This window comes from Legionella nigrisilvae (assembly GCF_977063395.2).
Genome location: NZ_CDRUGZ020000020.1, coordinates 258,308 through 280,791, shown reverse-complemented (window position 1 = coordinate 280,791; position 22,484 = coordinate 258,308). Strand labels below are relative to the sequence as shown.

Below are 22,484 nucleotides of genomic sequence, written 5' to 3'. Positions count from 1 at the left end.
AATGCTATAGATTTAAAATAAATTTTTTGTTATATATTTAGATAAAATGTCAATAATTTGAAACAATTGTCAGTCAAATTTTGTTTGTTTTACCTGTTAAGTGTTCTTCGTATTCCCTTAATCACCTCAATCAGACATGGAGTAAAAGAATGAAAGTCAGTGAGTTAAAACTACGAATGGGTGAACTTAAAAGTAGTATTGAATTATTAGAATTTCCCAAAGAAATCGTAGAGTTGGTCTCAAGACAAACTGAGATGCTTGCCTTACTCGAGGATCAAAAAGAGGTTGATTCGAATGTGATGCTTCTTGTTAAAGAACTCATCAATCAATTTTGGCTATGGGTTATTAGAAATGTCGCTTATGACCAATGGGCCACGGGTACGCACGTCAGGCCTTGGCTTTTATTCCAAAAGTCATTGGCTAAAGCGAATTTGTTAGAGGCGGATTTCCTTCATCCTATACTGTATGAAAAGTTATACAATCATTTTGATGATTTAGCTGAAAATCGCTTAAGGGTAACCGAACTCATGCCTTTACTTATTTCTGCTAGTCGAATGTTAGGGTATAAGGAGGTCACTGAAAATAATTATCCTCTCGAACGGTTAAACGCAAGGATATCTTCAGAAAAGCCTCAAGTAATTGCAAATATAAAAGATGTGATGTTTTTATTAAGAACTATTTTTTATCTAATTCATAGATATTGCACTTTTGAACAATGTTCTTTATTGCCTTCCTTGATTTATTTTCGTTCCCATACTACAGATGAAGAACGACGTTCTGAGTTGGCAATTTTTAATTGGTTAACTCAAAATACAGTTGAATGCACCCAATTTTTTAATACACATAATCAATACATTGATACTCGCTCAATTAAACTCATTGAAGCTTTGCAAAGGGTTGCTCATTTTCTTCCGTCTTTACGTGTCGAGTTTCTAAGTGCTACGAACCAAAGTCGTTGGCTTTACCCCTTTATTCAGCAAACCAGATTGGAGCAAAAGGATACCGAAAATAGTTTAATAGAGAAAACATTTCATTTATTAGAGACAGATTTTAAAACTCAAAAAGATAAATCTCTTGCCGCAAGCTTAAGTTTTGTTTCCGAAGTGAATAGACAAGCCCGAATCCTAACAAACCCAGAAGCAAAAATTGTTTATTCAGCAACCTACTTATTTTGCTTGGAACAATATAAAAAGCATCGCGAAAAGGATTTGCGTGACAAACATTCTTTATGGTCGCTTTCCGGAGACACAAAATGTCAAGCTGCGGAGAAAAAAAAGTTAGTTGTTCTTGGCAAACCGGTTAGGTTTGATTTTTTTGAAACCTTAGCCATTAATCAAGGACGTTTGAAAAAAATAGTCAATTTTCTTGATGAGAAGCAAAGTTTAGAGTTGGAAGATTATACTTCTTATCTATCGAACTAACTACAACATCGAGTGAAAACGATTGTTTTATATAAAATTTATTCCATTTGAAATTTGCTTTTCCATTTTGCGTAACATATATTTATTATTAGCTTTGGTATCTTAAAATCATTTTTAAGTTATTAAGAAAAGGAGTTCTTATGCGTGTCATCAACAAACTGTCCCTAGCAACCATGTTAGGTATTTTAGCAGTGTCACCCAGTATCTACTCTGCAGATACACCTGATATTTCTGGATCCTATAAATGTTCGTACCACGATCCTTTTACAACTCCCAATGATGGTACTGAAACTGTAGTATTCAAGAAAAATGGTGATGTTTATAAAATCTCCGGTATTCCTACTGGAAGCGTATTCCCATATTACATTGGTAAAGGCATATTTAATAAAAACGTCAATAATGCGATTGGCTACATATTTTGGCAACCAAAGTCCCCCTCTGTAACAACAATCCAAATTTTTACAGTGAAACCTGATGGCACTTTGGATGGTGTTTTTGCAGAAAGCAATAAGGATAAAGGTGGTACTGAAACCTGTACTAAATCAACCCAATAGTGAATATTCGCATAAAGGTGAGAAAAGGAATTTATTATGAAAACTGTAATGAAAAGTATTTATTTAGTTACTGCATTATCCCTACCCACTTTAACAGCCTATGCAGATACAGAGAGCACGAGCACGACTCCTTCGAGTACTCCTAGCAGTTCGAGTACACCAAGTAACTCAAGTACTCCGACAACTACTCCTGCTACGAGTGACACTTCAACAAGTAAGACCGGAACATCTTCTTTTTTAGGAGATTATCAATGTCAACGTGTTGATGCGGCAAATAATACTGCAACTTATCCTCTTACCGTATCCAAAACAGGGGATACTTATACGTTAGAATGGGATAATAGTAACGGAGATCCTGTTCTTTACGGTACCGGTGTTATGCATCCAAATCAAACAAATGTGGTTGCCTCTTCATTTTGGGATCCAAGGAAACCGGACACAATTGGTATTCAAATGATAGAAATCAAACCCGATGGTTCATTGCAATCTAATTGGGTTTTGCAATCAGACAATCAACTTGGATCAGAGACTTGTACTAAAAGTAAATAATCAAAATAATCCAAGCATAAAGGGTTACCTTAGGGTAGCCCTTTCATTCTAAGTACCTAAGGAAACTTCAGTTCTGAATATAAAGTTCAATTACCACACTAAATTCTTAGATAAATAGGCTCATAACCTATTTTTCATTTTATAAAAAATTATGGCAAAGGGTTCTTTGAGAAAGTAACGTGAGCTGTATTTGTTCTTTATCCAGCAGGCACTTGTTATTGCAGGAGAACTGAATACGGTGAGGCCCAGTTTTTGAGCTACTAGAATGGCTCGTGGGGCATGAAAAGGTTCAGTGACTAAAATAATGGATTTAAATTGGTTCGCTTGCAATAATTTTTTAGAATAAAGAAGATTTTGGAATGTGGAAGTTGATTCGGATTCAAGCAGAATGTCTTTTTCGGGTACGCCCAAAGATATAGCAATTTTTTTCATGGTTTGTGCTTCATTTATGCCATCTTCCACATCCGTACCGCCTGAGAAAAGTAGTTTTGGAGCATAGTTAGCCTTATATAAATCAATTGCATGTTTTACGCGAGCCACAAGGCAAAGGTTATAGGAATTATTGCGATAGGCTTTTGCTCCAAGAACTAATATAATATCGGCACGTTTTCTCTCATCTTTTTCCGCATTGTTTATAATATACACAGCTAACAAAGCATAAATAGCAAGAGTCGTAATCAAGAGAAAGATACCTAGGGGTATGTACAGTTTCATTGAATTCTCAAAATAATTCGTAGGGTTCTTAGTAACGGAAAGTTTATCAGATCTTATGAGGCTGAATAAAAAGAGTTGGCTGTAAGTAATTTTTAATTATGTAAATGGGCCAATTGGCCCAATTTTTAGTCAAGAGTTTTTTAATCAATGGTGTTGATGGTATTGAGGGTAGGGTGCACCATTTTCCACTACAATATAATCTCTTGGCGGCGTCCAGCGATGAGCATTTCTCCATCTTGAATGATGATGGTGATGGCGAAAATTTTTAAATCGTGGATAATAATCATGGGTATGATAAAAAGCAAAGGATGTAGTGGAAAATAAAGTAGCCGCGCCTAACATCCCGCACAGCAATATTTTTTTGATCATCATTTTTATTCCCCTCTTTAATTGTTATCTGCTGCTGAGTCTAAATAATGAATGTAACAGGGATATAACAAAATGTTGTGAAATTGTAACAACGTTGTTACAAAAGATGACACAGTGGAAAGAACTAACGGCAAACGCTTTTTCCTACCTCCACGCAGTTCAATTTAATAGATTTTCTTTTTACACGGAATTTTTTCAATGAATGGCAGTTTGTTTCAGACTATAAAATAAATCAGTTATGTACGTTTTTAGCGTAAGCTAATTTTCGGTTGTTGTTGTGATTCCATGTGAGTAACTACCTCAGTTAAATCAACTACCTCATCAGGAACATTAGGGATGCTGCAATGTGCAATCAATTTTGATACTAATATAGAGGCACAAGGACTGAAACATCCTGTAACTATTACCGTGGCAGGTAGTGTAGTAAGAAAAGTTAAACTCGTTGAATAAGGTACTTCGCTTGCGCGAAGAATATAATAAATACCAAGATGAACTCCAGCACCAAGGGCCATCGCAGCAAGAATTGCGCATTTTCTATAACAACAATTCTCGTTAATATTGGAAGAACGTTCCATAATCATTTCATCTCGTTCTTTTACATTAGCCAAATAAATATCCTTATGTTGGCTAACAAGCTTTTGGACTAAAGGAGTAATGTATTGACTTTCCAAGTCAGGAGGTAATTTTTTATTGTTGTACAAAGTAAAAAAAAGATGAGGATTCGTTTTTTCGATTTTCTGTGCTGCTAGAGTAACAAGTGTGGGTATTAGTTTTGGCATGATTAAGCCCCTATCTAAATTCTAATGATGTTTTTATGAGTAATTGTTGTTATTTTGTATCAAATCATTAGGATTTGTTTCCATTTACTGGGTCAAACTATCCTGATTTTTGTTTATTTCCTGTGTATGTTGCGCTTCAATACTCAAAAATAAGGCCATTTTAGCCTAAGCGCGCGAAATGTAAACAGCCATTAAAAGATATGATGTTTTTGACAAAATAATTTAAGCTATACGAGAAGTGATTTTTATGGATTCATTGTACGACAACGAGATTATGATTAAGGATAAACATGTGGGATTTTTTTTATGGCATGGGTTATATGCTTCGAGGAGTTCGAACCCTTTCTACCTCAGGCTTAAGACGTTTTGTGCTATTACCTTTAGCAATTAATTTTATAATGTTTTCCGGATTGTTTTATCTGATACATCACTATGTATTGCCTTATGCTTATCATTACCTTGATAAGTTGCCTTCTTGGTTAAGTTTTCTTAGCAGCATATTTTTTATCATTTTTATCCTGAGTTTTTTCTTAATGTTTTTGTCGCTTTTTACTGTATTTTTTAATCTAATCGCAGCTCCTTTAAACGGATTATTAGCGGAGAAAACACAAAAAATACTGTTTGGGAGTGCAATTCCTTCTTTATCATTTTATCAAGTGGTACTTCGCAGTATCAAGCGTCAAGGTGAGTTTCTTGGCTATTTTTTGCCTCGATTTGTGATTATAGTTATTTTATTTTTTGTACCCTTTATCCAGCCGATTTATCCTCTCTTATGGTTTTTATTTAATGCTTGGATACTAAGTATCCAATATCAGGATTTCGCCATGGATAATAATCTGATTAGCTTCAAAGAGGCGCGAAGAATCGTTGCTCGTAATAAAATGCGTTCCCTTGGATTGGGTTTTTCTATAAATATAGCCAGTTTTATACCTATCTTAAATTTCTTGATCATGCCTGCAGCAGTGATAGCAAGTACCATTCTCTACTGTGAGCTTAATAAGAATTTGCTTCCGTCTATAAAGCAGGAATGAGAGTTATAGCCTCGGTGTAGCGCAGCCCAATCTGGATAATAAATCCGATTTTCGCTACGCTATTCTGGCCTATGGTGTTAATACGCTTGAACTACAATTTTTCCTACGGCTTTACCTGATTCGAGTAATGCATGGGCTTTATCAATATTCTCGAAATAAAAAAGATGAGGATCAATAAGCGGCTTTAAAGAATCTTGATCCGCTAATGTTGCGATCTCTTTTAGAATTTTGCCATGACGTTCACGTTCGATGTTGCGTAATAATGGCAATAGCATGAATACTGCATGTAGACTTGCCGATTTACTATGTAAGGGTGAGAGATCGTGGTTTGAAGCGGCTTGAATGCTAATTACATTTCCATATAAGGCAACCGCAGCTAATGACTTATCGAGATTCTCTCCACCGATTGTATCAAATACAATATCAAATCCCTTTCCGTGAGTTAGTCGATTAACATAATCTTGAACGGATTCAAGCCGATAATTAATCGTTTCTTTAGCTCCAAGCGATTTTGCTATATCTGCTTTATCTGGGGAGGATACCGTTGTGTATACTTCCGCGCCAGCCCATTTGGCGAGCTGGATCGCAATATGTCCAACTCCTCCAGTACCAGCATGAATTAATACTTTTTGTCCCGGTTTAATTTTAACTTTTTCAAATAATGCTTCCCAGGCAGTAATGGCCACTAGAGGTAATGCAGCGGCTTCAACCATACTCAAGGTTTTAGGTTTTTTCGCAATTAATTGGGCATCAGCAAGCATAAATTCTGCTAAAGCACCTGGTTCATTGAGGAATCCTCCCGCACATCCATAAACTTCATCGCCCACAGCAAACTCAGTTACGTAGTCACCAACTTGTTCAACAATACCTGCTACATCACTATGCAAAATGGCAGGAAATGGAGGAGAAATTTGGCTGTATTTACCAGAGCGAACTTTACAATCGACGGGATTTACGCTAGTTGCTACAACTCGAATGAGCACATAGCCGGGTTTAATTTGGGGAGTGGGGAGTTCAATCGTTTCAAAGATTGAAGCGTCACCAAAAGATGATATTGCTTGTGCTTTCATAGCGTCCTCCTAACTTGATGCACCAGACGTTTATTAAAATTGAAGAGAGCCGAAAAAATCTATCTTCCTTAATGCAAAATAGCATTCTAAAAAAATCGCAGAACATTTTCCAGCAACCGTTAGTTTTTTAATGGTTTTTTCAGGTACTTGCTCTGCAATTAAGCTTTTAGAATAACAGTTGTAAAAGTAAATTGGCATAGTTCAGCTTAACTGCACTATAGTGTTCATTAAACATTAAATTTATGATTAATAAAATTAAAAAGGATGAACACATGATGTGGCCGACAAAATTGACTCAAAAAATGGGCATCAAATTTCCAATTATCCAGGCCCCTATGGCAGGAGGTGCAACTACTCCGGAACTCGTCGCGGCGGTATGTAATGCAGGTGGTTTAGGTTCATTAGGAGCGGGATATATGCCTCCTGCTGAAATAAAAAGTGCACTCAAAAAAATACGAAAATTAACGAATAAACCCTTTGCAGTGAATCTGTTCATTCCCGAGCATCATTATGCCACAACCGAACAAATTCGAAAATCGTGTATGGATATCAAACACTCTTGTCTTGAATTAGATATAGAAATTGAACCCGTTTTCGAACCTTATGCACAATCCTTTGAGGAACAGATAAATGTCTTAATAGAAGAAAAAATTCCTATTTTTAGTTATGCATTTGGTGTGTTGGATTCGAAATGGATAGCCAAATTTAAAAGGAATCACACTCTTTTAATAGGTACAGCAACCACTTTAGCTGAAGGACACCAACTTGCAGAATGTGACATCGATGCGATTGTTGCTCAAGGAAGTGAAGCGGGCGGACATAGAGGAACTTTTATAGGGCCAGCAGAGGAGGGATTGATCGGTTTGTTTAGCTTGGTGCCGCAATTGGTGGATGAAATTAACCTTCCAATCATTGCTGCGGGTGGAATTATGGATGGCAGAGGAATTAGGGCCGCACTGGATTTGGGTGCCGAAGGCATACAAATGGGCACTGCTTTTTTGAGTTGCCTGGAGTCCGGTATTCCCGGGGTGTATAAACACGCTTTACTATCACAACAGCAGGATAATACTGTACTTACACGAGCTTTTTCAGGTAAATTAGCACGAGGTATACGCAATCAATTTATCGAGCGTATGAATACTAAAACACTAAATATCCTGGATTATCCCATTCAAAATACCTTAACGAGCGGGATGCGAAAAAAAGCAAAAGAACAAAACAATATTGATTTTATGTCTTTGTGGGCAGGTCAATCTGCTCAATTATGCAGGGATGTAAGTGTAAATGAGTTAATGAATGCATTAGTGCAGGAAGCAGAGGCATTAAACTAAGGTACATGGTACACACTAAGAAAGAAAAAATAATAAGAACTCCCATTAAACATGGTGTGGGAGTTCTATAATTAATTTAGAAATAATAGCTATTTGTTGATTCCATTTGAGCAACCTCATCTGGCTTTGCAAATTCCTTTCTAAATTCTTTGTCAATTTCTTGTCTTTGAAATTTGAAGCTATTTATAGCCTCCACTTGGTTTGCGCGTAGTTCATTATTGCTGGAGAAGAACGAATGTTTTTCCGTATAAGTACGGGAAGCATCGGTACATTTGTCGAGTTGTTGATACATTGTGTAATAACTTTGGATTTTACGAGCAAGATATTGATTATCTAAAATATCGATAGAGTACCTTCTGGAGTTTACTAAGTGTGTCTTTAGTTCAATTAGCAAAGTAACATAATTATCTCTTACCGACGTATTTTGAAATTTAATACATTGAGTATCAATGCAATCGAAAATTAACTTGTAATCTCCACTAGATAACGCTTCCAATACCTTCTTAAACGAATTGCGACGTTCATAATAGTCCTTCCCTTTAGTTTTACTTAATAAACAGGTTGCTTTGCCCAAATCATGCACATACTGGTGTATTGCTCTTAATCCTTGGATTATTGGCAAAGGATTAGGTTTTTCGGATAAATTCATTGTAGGGATAGATGGAGAGGATTTTGTCTTCTCGGAATAACAAGCAGAATATTGTTCCCACGTTAGTCGACTTGTTTTTCTCTTCTTTGTTGAATTATCAAAGGAATCAATTTCTTCTTTTTCTATAAAGAAATCGCCTCTAAGATCCTGAATAATGCAATTGCTCGCTAAAACATTACGATCATATAGGGCCTTCACCGCTCTATAGAGACAAAATGGCCCAGGTCTATAGTGGCCGCTTCCATTTGTGATTTCAGTTATCTTGCCATCTTTGACCGTAATTTCTCCTGCACAGGCTACAGCATTTCCACGGGTAAATGCCGGGTGACCAATCCGTTTCCCCTCTTTATATTCATCATCAGGATGTACAAATAAATTTCCTTCTATATCCATAGAGTAAATATATCGGGTGCCAGAGGAAAAAGGTTGTGTGGTGCCACTAAGACAAAGTTCGTTTTGATTATTGGTTGTAAGCATACAATATAGTGCTTCTTCATAAGAAAAATAATAATTCTTAATCACTGCTTGAGATTTTTTTGTTTCATCAAACTCAATTTCTACAGTTAAATCTTCGCATTTGGGTTGTTGTTTTTCCCATGCATCATGAATGGGTTCCAAGGCTGCTTTGGTAGTAGGATATAAAGTTCCCCATGCACGATGTTGAGGGTCTAAGAATTCTTTTTGCACTCTATCTGGTAATGCTAACCCTTGCTGATTTAATAGCGCGTGTACATCTCTAGTCACATCCAAGTTATCTTCGGCATACGGACGAGCTTTTGATTTTTCTTGTTCAGAAATATCTCTTGAAAGGAGATGAGCTTTACACTCAAAACTTTCCTTCACGATAAAGCTTTCTGCCCAATAATTGAATTTTCTACCTTGTTGTAATAACTTAAATACATCATCTTTAATCGCTTGATAGTGTGCTTTTTCCGGGGTTTCCAGAGACAGTTGGCGGGAGGCATATTTATAAATTTCGATTAATTCACCGCGGTTATGTTTGATGAAATTATAAATTGCAATAATCACTTCGGTCTTGGAACTATTATCCTGAGAAAATTGCTGGATAATAGGAAGTAACTTAGAGTTATATCTCTCTTGATACCTTCTTATTAGATCTTTTAAATAGTCATCGTGTGTACCGTGGGGATCTATTTTTTTTACAAAATCAAAGTTCTTAGTTTTAAGTTGATTTACAAAGGAAGTAATTTTCATCGGTTCTCCATCGATTGTTGGACTTTTTTTATGGTACCAATACTGACTTAGAGAACTATTATTAAATATACGCGAATTGTGCAAATAAGAACCATAAAAGGGCAAGATAGGAAGCTTATGCCCCTTCAGCGATAGGTCATAAGCTTAAGAAAAAATAACCGTTAAGATAATATTCTTTTACAGGATCATTCCATTACCACTGCCTTCATCCATTTCAACATCGTTACTAAAACTCTCAGGATATTCTTCTTTTGTTTCTGGATATAACGCTTGATAAAAAAAACTAGCCCCAGATTGACTTACGAAAATAGAGTTCTGACTCTCTTGCGATATAGAAGGGGATGCAGCAAGGAATTGTGATTGTGAAATATCAGGTTTCTTCGATAGATGATGTATTTGTTCTTCCAAATGTTGCATTATCTGCTGATCACTTTTTTGCGGTACTTTTATCGCTTGTAGTGTTTTAAGTGCTTGCTTATATGTTGCAATGGTATCTCCTAGCCGTTGATTTTGAATATGGGCTTTGGCCAGTGCTAAAAGTTGCATTGCCATATTACGGTATGCGCCATCGCTAGGTGTTTCATTGATTAAAACAGGAGTAAATGGATGTTTATCAGCAGATAGAGAAAGCTGATTTAACATATTTTCTATATTGTGGTCAATTTGTTGAATTTCATGAATGGAGATGGTTTCAAACTGTTCAAAAAGTGCTTGCTCTTGTTTTGCAAATTGTCCTTCACTGAGTAAATGTTCATGATTAGCAAACTTGGAAGAAGCAATATATGAATCCGTTGAGAGCTTCTTTTCATAATGTCCATGGAATTGCTTGAAATTAACAACTGGATCACCAATCTTTTGTTCCTCAAAAGTTTTATCTTTAATACAGCCGAATGCTTTTATGGCATTCGCCATAGCCTCATCTCCTGCTGGTTGCTTTAATGATTCATAACATGCATCTGCTAAATCCATATACAACTCAGTTAATTTCCTATAACTTTTATCATGGAGAGGGGTTTGCAGTATTTGGTTTATAGCATCCATATAACATTGCGCTGATTTTTCATATTGAGCACTATTAAAATGGAGGATCGCCAGATCATGGTAAGCAGAAGAAAGATCTTCAAAATCTGTTATTGTTTTATTAACAATTTGTAGAAATAAATTGATTCCTTGTAAGTATCTTCGGATTACTGCTTTTTTGGTTAGAGATGCTGTCTCAAGATATTTGGCTTGTGCAATTTGTAACTTAGCTTGTTTTCTGTATTCTTCATCCATTAAAGATCTCCTAACTCATTAACATTAAACTGTTTCCAATCAAAATATCATTATCGGAGATAGAAATACAATGGCATCAATTTTCATTGCAAGAGGAAACTCGAATATTTTTAAGAAGGATTCCTGGACTCGCTTCGCGTCAGTGGAAAGCGGGCCTCTTTAGAGATGCGTTCCCTCTTTCGGGGGAACGGTAGTCTTTTTTAATGGTACCTATCTTCATACATCAATTGGTGGATTTTTTATTACTCTACTGCAATTAAGGTGGATAATTCGCGTAGTGCAACAAAGAAAATCGTGTAATCAATGCTTGAGCTACCGAGTAACATCTCCAGCAATCTTTCCCATCGTTGCTGAATAAAGGGATTTTTTGAGAACCAGTAAGTGATCAGTTCTTCTGAACTCAGCCCTTTTTGATTATTCTTCAGAATGACAATGCTGAGCCGACGTTGCAAATTGTCCAATTCATCACGTAGAGATAAACGTGCCAGGCTATTCCAATGTCCTTCACGAGAATCATTACCAATTTGGTCCCGGAACCAGACCAGACTAAATTTGCTACCTACTTTGAAATAAACTTCAGCAGTTCTTCCTAGATCAAATTTATTTTGTGTCGCTACTTCCACTACATTTAATACGGTATACATAGCACGGGTAGTAGCGATTTTTTTTGCAGCTTCTTCGGGTAAACCAATGTCGACAAATTGAATAACAATTTTTTCTAAATATTCTTTTGTAACCCCAGCCATCAAATTAGGAATTGATTTTTCAAGTTTGGCTATAGATTGACTGTAGTGGGTAATATTATTAGTAATTCCACCGCTTAAACGTTTATGGTGCAAGAACCATCGAGTAGCCAAATTCATTAATTGTCTGACGTGGTGAAGCAACTCGTACTGAGTTTGTACTGTGACTTTGTAATTAAGCGAATCAATTAATTGGTGTAATTGCTCGGTTCCATATGCCTTTGAAGCAATAATATAAGCACGGGCAATGTCTGCAACTGATTGTCCAGTTTCCATTTGTAAACGATACATAAAGGTAATACCCATGCTATTCACAATTTGATTACTAAGCTGGGTGGCAATAATTTCACGTCGCAAACGATGTGTTTGCATGGATTTGGCGTACGATTTCAGCAACATGGATGGGAATCCGGTCTGTAGAATGGTTGCAAAATAAGGATCATCAGGTAAGTCGGATTTTAATAATTCACTCGTGATATAAATTTTTGTATAGGCCATGATAATAGATAACTCTGGGCGCGTTAGACCTTGACCCGCAGCTTTACGTTCCAAGAGATGTTTATCATCCGGAAGAAATTCGACGGTTCTATCTAAATGTACCAATCCCTCCAATTCCTTAATATAAGCTTGATATAAACCACTGTAAGCGAGAGCGTTTATTGCAGAAAAGCTTAGAACCAATGCTTGGTTGTAATTATCTTGTAAAACCAGCTGGGCGACTTGTTCCGTCATTTTGGTAAGCAGCTGGTTGCGTTTCTTTTCGGTAAGCTTGCCTTGATTCATTTCTTTATTGAGGAGAATCTTAATATTCACCTCATGGTCAGAGCAATTTACTCCAGCGGAATTATCAATTGAATCGGTATTGATCAGTCCCCCTGTAAGCGCAAATTCAACTCTTCCAAGTTGAGTAAATCCGAGATTACCCCCTTCTCCCACAATTTTGCAGCGCAAATCATTACCATTGACACGTAAGAATTCATTGGTTTTGTCACCTACATCTGCATTCGATTCAGTAGATGCTTTTACATAGGTACCAATACCGCCGTTGAATAATAAATCTACAGGGGCTTTTAATATTTCACGAATCAGTTCATTGGGGGGTAGCGAGTCTGCTTGAATATCGAGTGCTTTTTTTACTTCAGGTGTAAGGGTAATCGATTTGCTTGAACGCGGATAAATACCCCCACCTTTAGAAATTAATCGAGGATTGAAATCTTCCCATGAAGAGGTAGGCAAATTAAATAAGCGTTGACGTTCTTCAAAAGTTTTACGACCATCAGGATTTGGATCAAGGAATATATGACGATGATCAAAGGCTGCAATTAAAAGAGAATGATTGGTATAGGTTAGGCCATTACCAAATACGTCTCCACTCATGTCGCCGATACCAACCACCGTAAAATCTTGTTTTTCAATATTAATGTCTAGTTCACGGAAATGTCTTTTAATGGATTCCCAGGCTCCACGCGCTGTAATTCCCATTTTTTTATGATCATAGCCCGCAGATCCTCCAGAAGCGAAGGCGTCTCCAAGCCAAAATTTGTATTCTTTAGATATACCATTTGCAATATCGGAAAATGTGGCGGTTCCTTTATCGGCTGCAACAACAAGATAAGGATCAGCGTCATCATAGCAAATAGTATTCCGGGGCGAAACAACACGGTCCTCTTCATAATTGTCTGTCAGATCAAGCAAACCTCTGATAAATGATTGGTAACAGGCAATGACCTCATGTTTTATCTGCTCTCGATCAAGCAGGTGAGCTGCTTTCTTTAAAACAAAGCCTCCTTTGGCTCCAGAAGGTACTATTACTGAGTTTTTTACTTTTTGAGCTTTCATCAAACCCAGAACTTCTGTACGAAAATCTTCGGGCCGATCAGACCAGCGAATACCACCACGAGCCACCTTGGCGCTACGCAAATGTATACCCTCAAATCGTGTAGAATACACAAATATTTCATACATAGGTTGCCCAGGTGGTAAATCAGGAACTTTGGCGGAGTTGAGTTTAAATGACAAATAATCTTTGGGATTTCCATCATCGCCTAACTGAAAATAATTGGTACGAAGTGTTGCTTTGATTAAAGACCAAAAAAAACGAATGATATAATCTTCATCTAAGCTGGTAATCGCATCAATATTCGCTCGAATTTCTTTCTCCAATTCAATGCGTTTATTTTTACTTTTAGTGTTTTGTTTCAAACTAAACTTTAAACAAAAAAGTTCAATAAGTTTGTTGGCAATGGGTGCATAGTTAGCAATGGTTTTTTCAATATATTGTTGGCTAAAACGAAATCCAATTTGTTGCATGTATTTGGCATAGGCACGAATAATCATTATTTCACGCCAGGATAATCCCGCCCCTAACACCAATCTGTTAAACCCATCGTTTTCACAAAGCCCGACATTTATTTTGATTAAGGCTTCATTAAAATTGCTTTTAACTTGATCCAGCGTGAGTAAATTAGGATAGGAATAAGAAACATTAAAATCACCAATCCAAATAAATTGATTGGGTTCTAAAGCAATTTTATAGGGTCTTTCGGTATAAGTGCGTAATCCCATGTTTTCAATCATGGGTAAAATATCTGATAAGGGAATAGGGCCGCCGTATCGATATAGTTTAATGTGTAACGGGTGTTCCCCGCGTGCTGATTCAAAAAACACAATCGCCAAGGGGTTTTGTAGGGATAGATTATCAATTTGAGAGAGATCTTCTACTGCTTCTTCAATTGTGTGTTGTTCACAATAACTCATTGGTAATGCAGGAAGATATTTTTCAGCAAATTCTTTACCTTTTTTCGTACCGAACTGTTTTTTTAATTTTTGATGCAACTGATCTTTCCATGTGTTTTCCATTTTTATATCTCACACAGTTGAGTGTTATTATTGAATAAGTATAGGACATGAAAATGAATTGCATGTAATGGAGAGATTTGTCCCAATAAATGTCAGTTTTTCATTGCATTTCAAATAAAATCATTCATGTATAAAAGATATAAACCCTCCTTCCCAAGGCTGAATGATGGCTAGGGCTCATTTCCTTTTATTGAGACCAGCAAGCTTGTGGAGTTCTGGTAGTATTAAGTCCATTAACTGTCAAGGTTAAGGTACTACACGAAACGCCATTCTGGGTGTCATTAGCTTGGGCACCTTGGGCAGTTGCAGTAAGAGTATACCCCGTTGCGGTATTGTTAGTAGCTGATAATGAATAGTAGTTATTTTCTGTAGTAGTTACGGCGTTCCAAACGTCTGCTAAGGTACCATAAGTTGGGTTTTGACCACGGTATTTTTCTTCCTCAAGTTGGATACTGTTTAGAGTATTAATCCCTTCTGTGCGTCTAGAACGCATCACATAATTAAAGTAACTGGGCATACTAATCATAACAATAATAGCAATGATGGCGAGGGCAATTACTAACTCCATCAATGAAAATCCCATTTTATTCTTTAAATTATCCATTTTAAAGGCTCTCCTGAATTACCCTCTTTAATCTTAGACTAAACTAATAATATATATTACCCATTTTGCATGGATGATAAAGTAAATGGAGTTTCTTTTTATGACCGTTCAAAGGATTGGCACCTATAAAGTAATGGGCTTTAGTTTCCTTGAGTTATTAATTACCGTAATAATTCTCGTCATTATTACGAGTATTGCTTTTCCTGCCTACACAAATTTTATGAACCAGAAGCGTGTCAGGACCGGAACGGAGGAATTGTATAATTTTATTAAAATTGCGCAATCAGAGGCTCTTACTACAAAAAATACCTATTATCTTAGTTTTAGTCCAACAACTTGGTGTTATGGGCTTAGTGATACTGCTCCATGTGATTGCACCGTAGTAAATAGTTGTATGGTTAAAAGTATTCAAACAATTGTTCGAAGTAGTGATTACTCAGGTAACCCGGTTGCTCTTTCTATAACTGGATTTTCAGGAACAAGTTCTGCCCCTTACATTATTTTTGACGGATTCCATGGAACAATAACTTCTGGAGGATCTATAACCGTTTCTTTGTCAGATAAATCTGCCAGAATTAATGCTAACAGTATGGGGTTGGTAACTGTGTGTTCTAATACTGTTTCAGGATACCAAACATGTCCTTAATACCGATTAAACAACACAAGGGTTATACCCTGCTCGAAATACTAATTGGAATTGGTATAGGTTTATTCTTATTAGGGGGGAGTATTGTAATTTATATCTCCTTAATGCGTTCTTTTTACAGTGTCATAGCAATTAATCGACTGGATCAACAATTACGTTCTGCCATGAATATGATGGTTATCGAAATCCGTCGTGCAGGTTATTCTGCAAATGCTGCTAATGATATAGGGACTGGAACGATTACGAATCCTTTTATTGCCTCTGCTAATGATATTACTGTCCCTGTAAGCAGCTGTATCTTATTCACCTATGATATCGATTCAAATGGCACTATGCCTTCATTAAATTCAGCCGGTTATGATAAACGCTTTGGATTTAGACTTTCAAATAATGTCTTACAAGCTAGAGCAGCAACAGACTCATTTTTTGATTGTACTAATGGCACCTGGATCAATTTGACAGATCCTAATCAGATCCAAGTGACTAATTTATCATTTACCCTGACACCTACGGTTATCACATTAAGTAATGGAGTCAGCACACTTACGATACGAAATGTTACAGTTACGCTAACAGGGAATTTGATTTCTGATACTTCAGTAAGCCGAACATTTGTCCAAGAAATACGAGTACGTAATGATAAATTTCAGCCCTGAATTATAGGAGGAGGGTATATTGCTATGAACTTTCAACGTGGCTATGTCCTGCTTGCTACATCGGTGATGATTTTGCTGGGAATTGCAATCACGGCACTATTAACCAGTAAAACAGTGGATTTTGATCAAAAAATAGAAAATAACTTTTATCGGACCTCCCAATCATTCATGGCTGCTGAAGCGGGTTTAGAATATGGGTTAGCGTATCTTGAAGCAAATAAAACCGCCATTCGTGTTGATGCGAACAATGATGGTTTTATAGATACCTATACCAACTCTCAAATAACCAATGTTGCTTTTAGTAATAATACAAATTATACCGTCACTTATAGCAATCCAGTATATAATAGTTTCAACCGCATTACGGTATCTTCGAAGGGAACGGCAGATAATAACTTAGCCTCAACTACTGTAGTTCAAATTATGCAGATTTATCCCTTTGTACCGACACCTACACCTGTCCCACTCCTTGTAAAAGATAATGTAAATTTGAGTGGTTCTTTGACTATTAGTAATACAACAACAGGGACAACTATTTGGAGTGGAGGTGATACGGTTCTGGGCGGCTCGGCAAGCACATCCTCAAATGCAAGTTCTGGCTCTAACAGTGGTAGTCTTCAGGCTGATGTGGTGCACCACGATTCAAGTTTAAGCAGTTTGAGCTCCGATCAATTTTTTAGTAATTTTTTTGGAACAACAAAAACTTTAGCGCAACAATCTGCAGATATTACCTATACTAATAGTAGTAACACCGATTACAGTGGTCTTTTAAATGGAGTGGTGGGTCAATCCATTTGGATTAACCAAACTGGAACAAGTTCAGCCGGCTTCTCAGGTAATGCCACGATAGGTTCCCCTACCAATCCGGTTGTCTTAGTAGTTAACGGGCCTCTGCAGTCTAATGGTACTACAACAATTTACGGTATGGTTTATGTAATGGGAGATTGGAATAATAGTGGGGGGGGAACATTGGATATAATCGGAGGAGCCGTAGTCGAAGGTTCAATCACTTCAACTGGTTCACCGAATATTACTTATAACACAGCAGTCCTGAATCAATTGAACAAAGTGGGGGCTTTTGTCAAAGTTCCAGGATCTTGGCGAGATTTTTAAGGATTTATAGGTGAGGAGAGAGACGATGAACGCTCATCAATTCAACTCAACCTCTTGCAAACAGAAAGGCTTGGGACTGGTTGAAGCCATGGTTGTTACCTCACTATTAATTTTTGGGATGGTAGCGGGTAGCAAGACTGAAGTGCATCTTATTAAAGCTAAGGCCAATACCAATCAAGATTATTTGTCCACTCAATTATTTAATCAAAAAATGGAAGAGTTACGTAATTACTCCACTATTGCAGGGTATAATGCCATTACAACGGGCTCCGATATAACTACTGAGTTTGATTCTACTTTTTATCGTACCTGGACGATTACCAATAATTCTAAATATAAAAAAGTGGATCATATTGTTACCTGGACCAATTCTAACGGCGAAAACTTGTCTCTGGTATCTGCTAGTTATATTAGTCAAAATGATCCGGCGCTCAGTGGCCAATTGTTTAATTCCACTTTTACAAGTACGAGCTTACCTCCTATAGGCTCAGGGGTTCCTAATGCAAATCCAAATCCCAATCCTCCTTCGGTTCCAGCTGGCTCTACTTATACGGTTACAGTTCCTAACACTAATATTGTGCTTACCTATGATTCAAATAATAATGTGACATTAATTAATAGTGAGCACGCTGTAACGCTATCAGGAACGATTGCTCTGGGTACAGGAGGTAATGCACCTCCTAATACGGTAGATCTGTCGAATGTAACTATATCCGTCGATTCATCCAATTCCCAGACTGCCACCTGTTTTTATGTAGGATCTTCAGCCGCCTTTAACTGCATTATGGCTTCAAGTTGGAGCGGCCGGGTTTTGTTGGGGGGAGTGAGTAATGTCAATGTATGCACCAGCAATCAACAACCCTATACTAATCTGCTTACTTCCTTAAATAATCAAGATTATCTAATTATAAAATCCAATAGAAACTGTCCTTCGAGTAATCCATTCTTATTGCAGTCTCTCTAAATACTCACCGAACACTTCAAATCTTTAGGGAAGGTAGGAAACCAAGAAATCAATCGATTATTTTCTATAATTAAAAGATTCAACTAAAAGGCTTAGCGGAGCGCCGTGTATGATAAAGGAACCCAATATGGATACACCAATCAATTTTAACGCAGGACCTGCAACCCTACCTGTGCAGGTATTGGATATTATTCAGAAAGAGCTATTTAATTGGAACAATACAGGGGTTTCAATTCTATCGATTGGTCATCGTACTCCCCAATTTTTGGAATTAGGGGAGAGGCTGGAGGCTTCAGTTCGACGTTTGCTCCACGTACCTAATGATTTTGCGGTTCTATTTTTACCAGGTGGTGCCCAAATTCAATTTGCAATGATTGCGATGAATTTAACGCGAGGCTTTAAGTGTGCCAATTATATTGAAACCGGTTATTGGTCGGGTATGGCTATAAAAGAAGCACAAAAATACATACAAGTACATTTAGCTGCCAGTAGTAAAGATCGGCAATTTACAACTATTCCTGCTCAGGAAACATGGGATCTCCGACCCGATGCCGCATTTTTGCATTTCACTGATAATGAAACAATCGGTGGAGTTGAATTCCCCGATTTCCCACAGGTAAGCGATAAGGTATTGGTCAGTGATATGAGTTCCAATATTTTTTCAAAGCCGGTGGATTTTAATCGTTTGGGGTGTATCTATGCTTGTGCGCAAAAAAATTTTGGCATCTCGGGTATGAGTTTGGTGATTGTCCGTCGTGATTTGTTAGATCGGGCTTTACCTGAAACACCCGCTGTATTTAATTATGCGATGCAGGATAAAAATCATTCACTTTTAGCTACACCTACCACCTTTGCCTGGTATATAGCCTCGCTTGTATGTGATTGGATAGAGCAAGAAGGCGGGGTAGTCGAGATGGAAAAACGAAGTTTGGCTAAAGCCAAATTACTTTATAGATGTATCGATGAAAGCAATTTCTATCATAATTCGGTATCGACTGATTGTCGTTCACGAATGAATGTTCCTTTTCTCCTTCCCAATCCCAGTGTGGAGGCGGAATTTTTCTCGTCAGCAAAAAAGGCAGGCTTATTGTATTTGGAAGGTCATCGCAGTGTTGGTGGTGCCAGGGCAAGTATTTATAATGCTATTGGTTTAAAAGATGTTAAAAGATTGACTGAGTTTTTAAACTTTTTTGCTAAAACGCACAGAATGCATTAAATATGTTCTCGAAAGGTAAAAAATTTATGTCCCAGATACGTTGTAAAAGTGGGGAAAATAAGTCCAATTGCGTGTGCTGTTTCTAGAGGAAATGATTTAATACCCAACTCAGGAAAAATATGTTCGGCGAGAAACAAACTAACCAGCCAAACTTGAACCATACCAACTAAATTGACGAGGATAAAAAACATAATCGAACGTAAAAAGGTTTGCTGACTGTTCTTAAATACAAATAATTTACCCAGAATGAACGAGGTGATCATCCCGGTAATATAAGCCAAGATAATAGAGATTGAAAAGCTGAACTCATAGTTATAGAGAATTCTGCTGCAGAAATTTACCATAACTGAAATTGCTCCTGCCACTATGAAAGCAAGGAACTGTTTTGATTTAAATGCCTTGATCACAAAACACTCTCTTCAGTTTTTCCAGTATGTAAGATGATAGTTCAATCCATGTAGACTGATTGTTCATAAATACAGTTTCCTAGTTCGCGGGATTAGCTCTTATTAAGATTATTCCAGATTTTTTTACCTATCCAATAAACAATCAAAACGATACAAATCCATAATAGTAGTAAGGGTAAAACATACACAAAGAAAGCGATCAAGCCATAAGTAAAATTGCGTAATTGATCAATGAGGGCATGATATGAGTTAATAAATGTTTCGGTAATTTTCCATTGTTTTTGTTGCTCTGTTTGAACGATCGGGTTCATGCTTAGGTTAATATTGATTAATGAATAAGCTACTGATTCCTTAAAATATTTAATTTGTCCTTGGATGACATCAATTTGTCCTTGGGTATCGCTTAATTGCTTAAAGACACTCAAAACGTCAGATGTATTTGTTGCGCTGGTCATAATTTTGGAGAGCTGTTCTTTGGCTTTTTGTAAATTGCTCAGTTGGCTTTGTAAATCAACAAATTGTTGGGTAATGTCTTCACCAGTTACTGATTCTTGCATAACGCGGGTTGCGAGGGACTTTAATGCAGTTAAGGCTTTATGTAAGCCTTGGGCAGGTACTCTAATACTAATATTTGCATTAGTATTATTGGTTGCATCGTTATCCTGAGTTACATTGGAGCTTACAACATAGCCACCTGAATTTTCTGCTAGTTGAGAAATTTTTTCTATTGCGGTGTTAATGTTATTAACTTGCAAGGAAATATTCGCATTACGAATAATCATACCTCGCATAACCTGATCTGATGGTTGGCTTCCAGAAGATGGGCTTGTGCTCTGCATTGCTACAGAGCCACCAGCATACTCTTGCTTTCCGACTGCCGCTGGCATGGGTACAGGACCGCCCTCATACATCGTCGTTCCCGTTATGCTAAACCATTGAGCGATAAAAAATAATATAGCCAAAGTGCCAATGAAAGCTAAAAAATAAAGGATTATTTTCTTCATTATTATTTCTACTCGTTACAATGGGTCAACTAAAGTGTGGCAAAGGTTTATTAAATTGTAAAATAATTGGCCTATTTGTTATAGGCTAAGGACGCCAAATAGATCGGTTTCCAAAGCTTTTAAAATGAAAAAACCAGCAATTCTGAATCAATAAATTGCTGGTTTGTCTGGACTTTGCCCTAAATATAAAAAATTTTATCTTTATCGGAGCGTCGGGACGAATTATAAGCTTTGCCTAATGCTTGTCACAAAACGCGACACATACTTTATGTTCTCTGACTTCCCCGCCACAGGCGGAATAACAATCACGATACGTAGACTCACATTGACACGAATTGGTACAGCTATTGCTTCGATCAAAATCAGTTATAGATTTACTAATCGGTAAGCCCATTCTTTTTTGGTCTTCTTTGTATTGTTTGTATTCAAACATCGCATTTTGTTGAGCTCTTAGGCGGCAATTTTCATTGTCTACTCGGCAACTTTGTTGGCAATCATTTTTACTTTGAATACACTGGGCAGTGCACATTTTTGCTATATCTGATTTTGGCGGAACATAACTGTATTGGGTATTATAGATAGGACCACAGGCAGTCAATACGCCAGCTAGAACCAAAATAGAAACAATGAAGAATTTTCGAAGCATATTTATCCTCTTTTGATGAGTTAGGTAAAGCAATAGTTCTGGCATAGTGGTCATATAGCATGCAGACAAGTCTTAAACAGAACAAAATAGGGGTAGTTTAGTAATGCCTAATTGAAAAAGCAAGCGGGGATCTGGCTCAAGTATGCAAGATCTTAAAATAAAGTATCGTTACTTTTATTCCTATTTTGATATATAATTAATCAACTTTTTAATCGTTTAATGATCATGCTTCGCATCATCAATCTCTTATTTTAAAAAACATGAATACTTCATTTTTATTTGGCTTTTTAAGCGGTTGTTTTACTACTGCTTTAGGTGGGTGGCAAGTACAAAAATTCGTGCAGAATAAGAATAAAACAGAACATATAAAGCAAAAAAAAATATTGGATTTAGATAAACTTTTTAATGAATACTCTCATTTCATGAGTGTGATTAAAAATGATGTGACCAATCCAAATTTTAAAAATATAAAAGAATTTTTTGTTGTCGATAAGGACGCAATATTGAATTCTTCTGTACCCAGATTCCGCTATGAGTTGTCTCCAGATGTTCTTCCAGCTTTAAATAGACTAGAAGAATTAGGTTATATTGAAAAAGTACAAAATAATTGCCTGCATTATAAAATTGCTGAAGAGTTTATAATGCAGCTGAAATCAATTAATTAGTGGC

At 36.8% G+C, this 22,484-nt stretch carries 22 protein-coding genes; 11 read left to right on the top strand and 11 right to left on the bottom strand.

Going from position 1 to position 22,484, the window contains the following annotated elements; genetic code table 11:
* The first annotated feature begins 149 nt into the window (after positions 1 to 149).
* The 3 genes from ACWTE2_RS09995 to ACWTE2_RS09985 all read left to right on the top strand — a co-directional run bounded on the left by ACWTE2_RS09995 (position 150) and on the right by ACWTE2_RS09985 (position 2,524).
* On the top strand, positions 150 to 1,421 hold the full coding sequence (locus ACWTE2_RS09995; RefSeq protein WP_454785233.1) for a hypothetical protein: 1,272 nt from the start codon (positions 150 to 152) through the stop codon (positions 1,419 to 1,421).
* 140 nt (positions 1,422 to 1,561) lie between these two features.
* Positions 1,562 to 1,975 carry a hypothetical protein gene (locus ACWTE2_RS09990; RefSeq protein ID WP_182392879.1) on the top strand — a complete coding sequence of 138 codons (414 nt, stop codon included), beginning with the start codon at positions 1,562 to 1,564 and terminating at the stop codon, positions 1,973 to 1,975.
* Between the two features lie 36 nt (positions 1,976 to 2,011).
* Positions 2,012 to 2,524: a hypothetical protein gene (locus ACWTE2_RS09985; RefSeq protein ID WP_182392880.1), complete on the top strand. Its 513-nt coding sequence runs from the start codon at positions 2,012 to 2,014 to the stop codon at positions 2,522 to 2,524.
* A gap of 120 nt (positions 2,525 to 2,644) precedes the next feature.
* On the opposite strand, the gene ACWTE2_RS09980 is transcribed toward ACWTE2_RS09985, so the two are convergent.
* The 3 genes from ACWTE2_RS09980 to ACWTE2_RS09970 form a co-directional block, all read right to left on the bottom strand.
* Complete coding sequence (locus ACWTE2_RS09980) at positions 2,645 to 3,238, bottom strand: YdcF family protein (RefSeq protein WP_454785232.1); 594 nt, start codon at positions 3,236 to 3,238, stop codon at positions 2,645 to 2,647.
* A 144-nt stretch (positions 3,239 to 3,382) separates the two neighbouring features.
* The gene (locus ACWTE2_RS09975) at positions 3,383 to 3,610 is read right to left on the bottom strand and encodes a hypothetical protein (RefSeq protein ID WP_255464345.1); all 228 of its coding nucleotides are present in this window, start codon (positions 3,608 to 3,610) and stop codon (positions 3,383 to 3,385) included.
* A gap of 245 nt (positions 3,611 to 3,855) precedes the next feature.
* Positions 3,856 to 4,386, bottom strand: coding sequence for a hypothetical protein (locus tag ACWTE2_RS09970; protein WP_454785231.1), 531 nt, complete (start codon positions 4,384 to 4,386; stop codon positions 3,856 to 3,858).
* Positions 4,387 to 4,676: 290 nt separating this feature from the next.
* On the opposite strand from ACWTE2_RS09970, the gene cysZ reads away from it, so the two are divergent.
* The gene (cysZ, locus tag ACWTE2_RS09965; protein ID WP_182392883.1) at positions 4,677 to 5,417 is read left to right on the top strand and encodes a sulfate transporter CysZ; all 741 of its coding nucleotides are present in this window, start codon (positions 4,677 to 4,679) and stop codon (positions 5,415 to 5,417) included.
* A gap of 77 nt (positions 5,418 to 5,494) precedes the next feature.
* Here the strand turns inward: cysZ and ACWTE2_RS09960 are convergent, their stop codons facing one another.
* Positions 5,495 to 6,487: a zinc-dependent alcohol dehydrogenase family protein gene (locus ACWTE2_RS09960; protein WP_454785230.1), complete on the bottom strand. Its 993-nt coding sequence runs from the start codon at positions 6,485 to 6,487 to the stop codon at positions 5,495 to 5,497.
* A 275-nt stretch (positions 6,488 to 6,762) separates the two neighbouring features.
* Between ACWTE2_RS09960 and ACWTE2_RS09955 the strand changes: the two genes are divergently transcribed.
* Positions 6,763 to 7,818: an NAD(P)H-dependent flavin oxidoreductase gene (locus ACWTE2_RS09955; RefSeq protein ID WP_454785395.1), complete on the top strand. Its 1,056-nt coding sequence runs from the start codon at positions 6,763 to 6,765 to the stop codon at positions 7,816 to 7,818.
* A 76-nt stretch (positions 7,819 to 7,894) separates the two neighbouring features.
* Here the strand turns inward: ACWTE2_RS09955 and ACWTE2_RS09950 are convergent, their stop codons facing one another.
* The 4 genes from ACWTE2_RS09950 to ACWTE2_RS09935 form a co-directional block, all read right to left on the bottom strand.
* On the bottom strand, positions 7,895 to 9,682 hold the full coding sequence (locus tag ACWTE2_RS09950) for a hypothetical protein (protein WP_454785229.1): 1,788 nt from the start codon (positions 9,680 to 9,682) through the stop codon (positions 7,895 to 7,897).
* Between the two features lie 177 nt (positions 9,683 to 9,859).
* A complete protein-coding gene (locus ACWTE2_RS09945) occupies positions 9,860 to 10,957 on the bottom strand; it encodes a hypothetical protein (RefSeq protein ID WP_454785228.1) in 1,098 nt (365 codons plus the stop codon).
* 242 nt (positions 10,958 to 11,199) lie between these two features.
* A complete protein-coding gene (locus ACWTE2_RS09940; protein WP_454785227.1) occupies positions 11,200 to 14,559 on the bottom strand; it encodes an NAD-glutamate dehydrogenase in 3,360 nt (1,119 codons plus the stop codon).
* A gap of 187 nt (positions 14,560 to 14,746) precedes the next feature.
* On the bottom strand, positions 14,747 to 15,163 hold the full coding sequence (locus ACWTE2_RS09935; protein WP_454785226.1) for a type IV pilin protein: 417 nt from the start codon (positions 15,161 to 15,163) through the stop codon (positions 14,747 to 14,749).
* A gap of 100 nt (positions 15,164 to 15,263) precedes the next feature.
* Between ACWTE2_RS09935 and ACWTE2_RS09930 the strand changes: the two genes are divergently transcribed.
* From ACWTE2_RS09930 to serC, 5 genes are all read left to right on the top strand, one after another.
* Positions 15,264 to 15,809 carry a GspH/FimT family pseudopilin gene (locus ACWTE2_RS09930; protein ID WP_454785225.1) on the top strand — a complete coding sequence of 182 codons (546 nt, stop codon included), beginning with the start codon at positions 15,264 to 15,266 and terminating at the stop codon, positions 15,807 to 15,809.
* Positions 15,800 to 16,465: a hypothetical protein gene (locus ACWTE2_RS09925; protein ID WP_454785224.1), complete on the top strand. Its 666-nt coding sequence runs from the start codon at positions 15,800 to 15,802 to the stop codon at positions 16,463 to 16,465. Before ACWTE2_RS09930 ends, ACWTE2_RS09925 begins: the two co-directional genes overlap by 10 nt.
* A gap of 24 nt (positions 16,466 to 16,489) precedes the next feature.
* Positions 16,490 to 17,578, top strand: a complete 1,089-nt coding sequence (locus tag ACWTE2_RS09920; protein ID WP_454785223.1) for a pilus assembly PilX family protein — start codon at positions 16,490 to 16,492, stop codon at positions 17,576 to 17,578.
* 25 nt (positions 17,579 to 17,603) lie between these two features.
* Positions 17,604 to 18,542, top strand: a complete 939-nt coding sequence (locus ACWTE2_RS09915; protein ID WP_454785222.1) for a type IV pilus modification PilV family protein — start codon at positions 17,604 to 17,606, stop codon at positions 18,540 to 18,542.
* A 127-nt stretch (positions 18,543 to 18,669) separates the two neighbouring features.
* A complete protein-coding gene (gene serC / locus ACWTE2_RS09910) occupies positions 18,670 to 19,758 on the top strand; it encodes a 3-phosphoserine/phosphohydroxythreonine transaminase (protein ID WP_454785221.1) in 1,089 nt (362 codons plus the stop codon).
* On the opposite strand, the gene ACWTE2_RS09905 is transcribed toward serC, so the two are convergent.
* From ACWTE2_RS09905 to ACWTE2_RS09895, 3 genes are all read right to left on the bottom strand, one after another.
* Complete coding sequence (locus ACWTE2_RS09905; protein WP_182392892.1) at positions 19,755 to 20,165, bottom strand: GtrA family protein; 411 nt, start codon at positions 20,163 to 20,165, stop codon at positions 19,755 to 19,757. The two genes, serC and ACWTE2_RS09905, sit on opposite strands and share 4 nt — an antisense overlap.
* Positions 20,166 to 20,257: 92 nt before the next feature.
* Positions 20,258 to 21,169 (bottom strand): DUF4349 domain-containing protein, encoded by a 912-nt coding sequence (locus tag ACWTE2_RS09900; RefSeq protein ID WP_454785220.1) that lies wholly within the window; start codon positions 21,167 to 21,169, stop codon positions 20,258 to 20,260.
* A gap of 235 nt (positions 21,170 to 21,404) precedes the next feature.
* Positions 21,405 to 21,815, bottom strand: a complete 411-nt coding sequence (locus tag ACWTE2_RS09895) for a hypothetical protein (RefSeq protein ID WP_454785219.1) — start codon at positions 21,813 to 21,815, stop codon at positions 21,405 to 21,407.
* 260 nt (positions 21,816 to 22,075) lie between these two features.
* Between ACWTE2_RS09895 and ACWTE2_RS09890 the strand changes: the two genes are divergently transcribed.
* Positions 22,076 to 22,480: a hypothetical protein gene (locus tag ACWTE2_RS09890; protein ID WP_454785218.1), complete on the top strand. Its 405-nt coding sequence runs from the start codon at positions 22,076 to 22,078 to the stop codon at positions 22,478 to 22,480.
* Positions 22,481 to 22,484 lie beyond the last annotated feature (4 nt).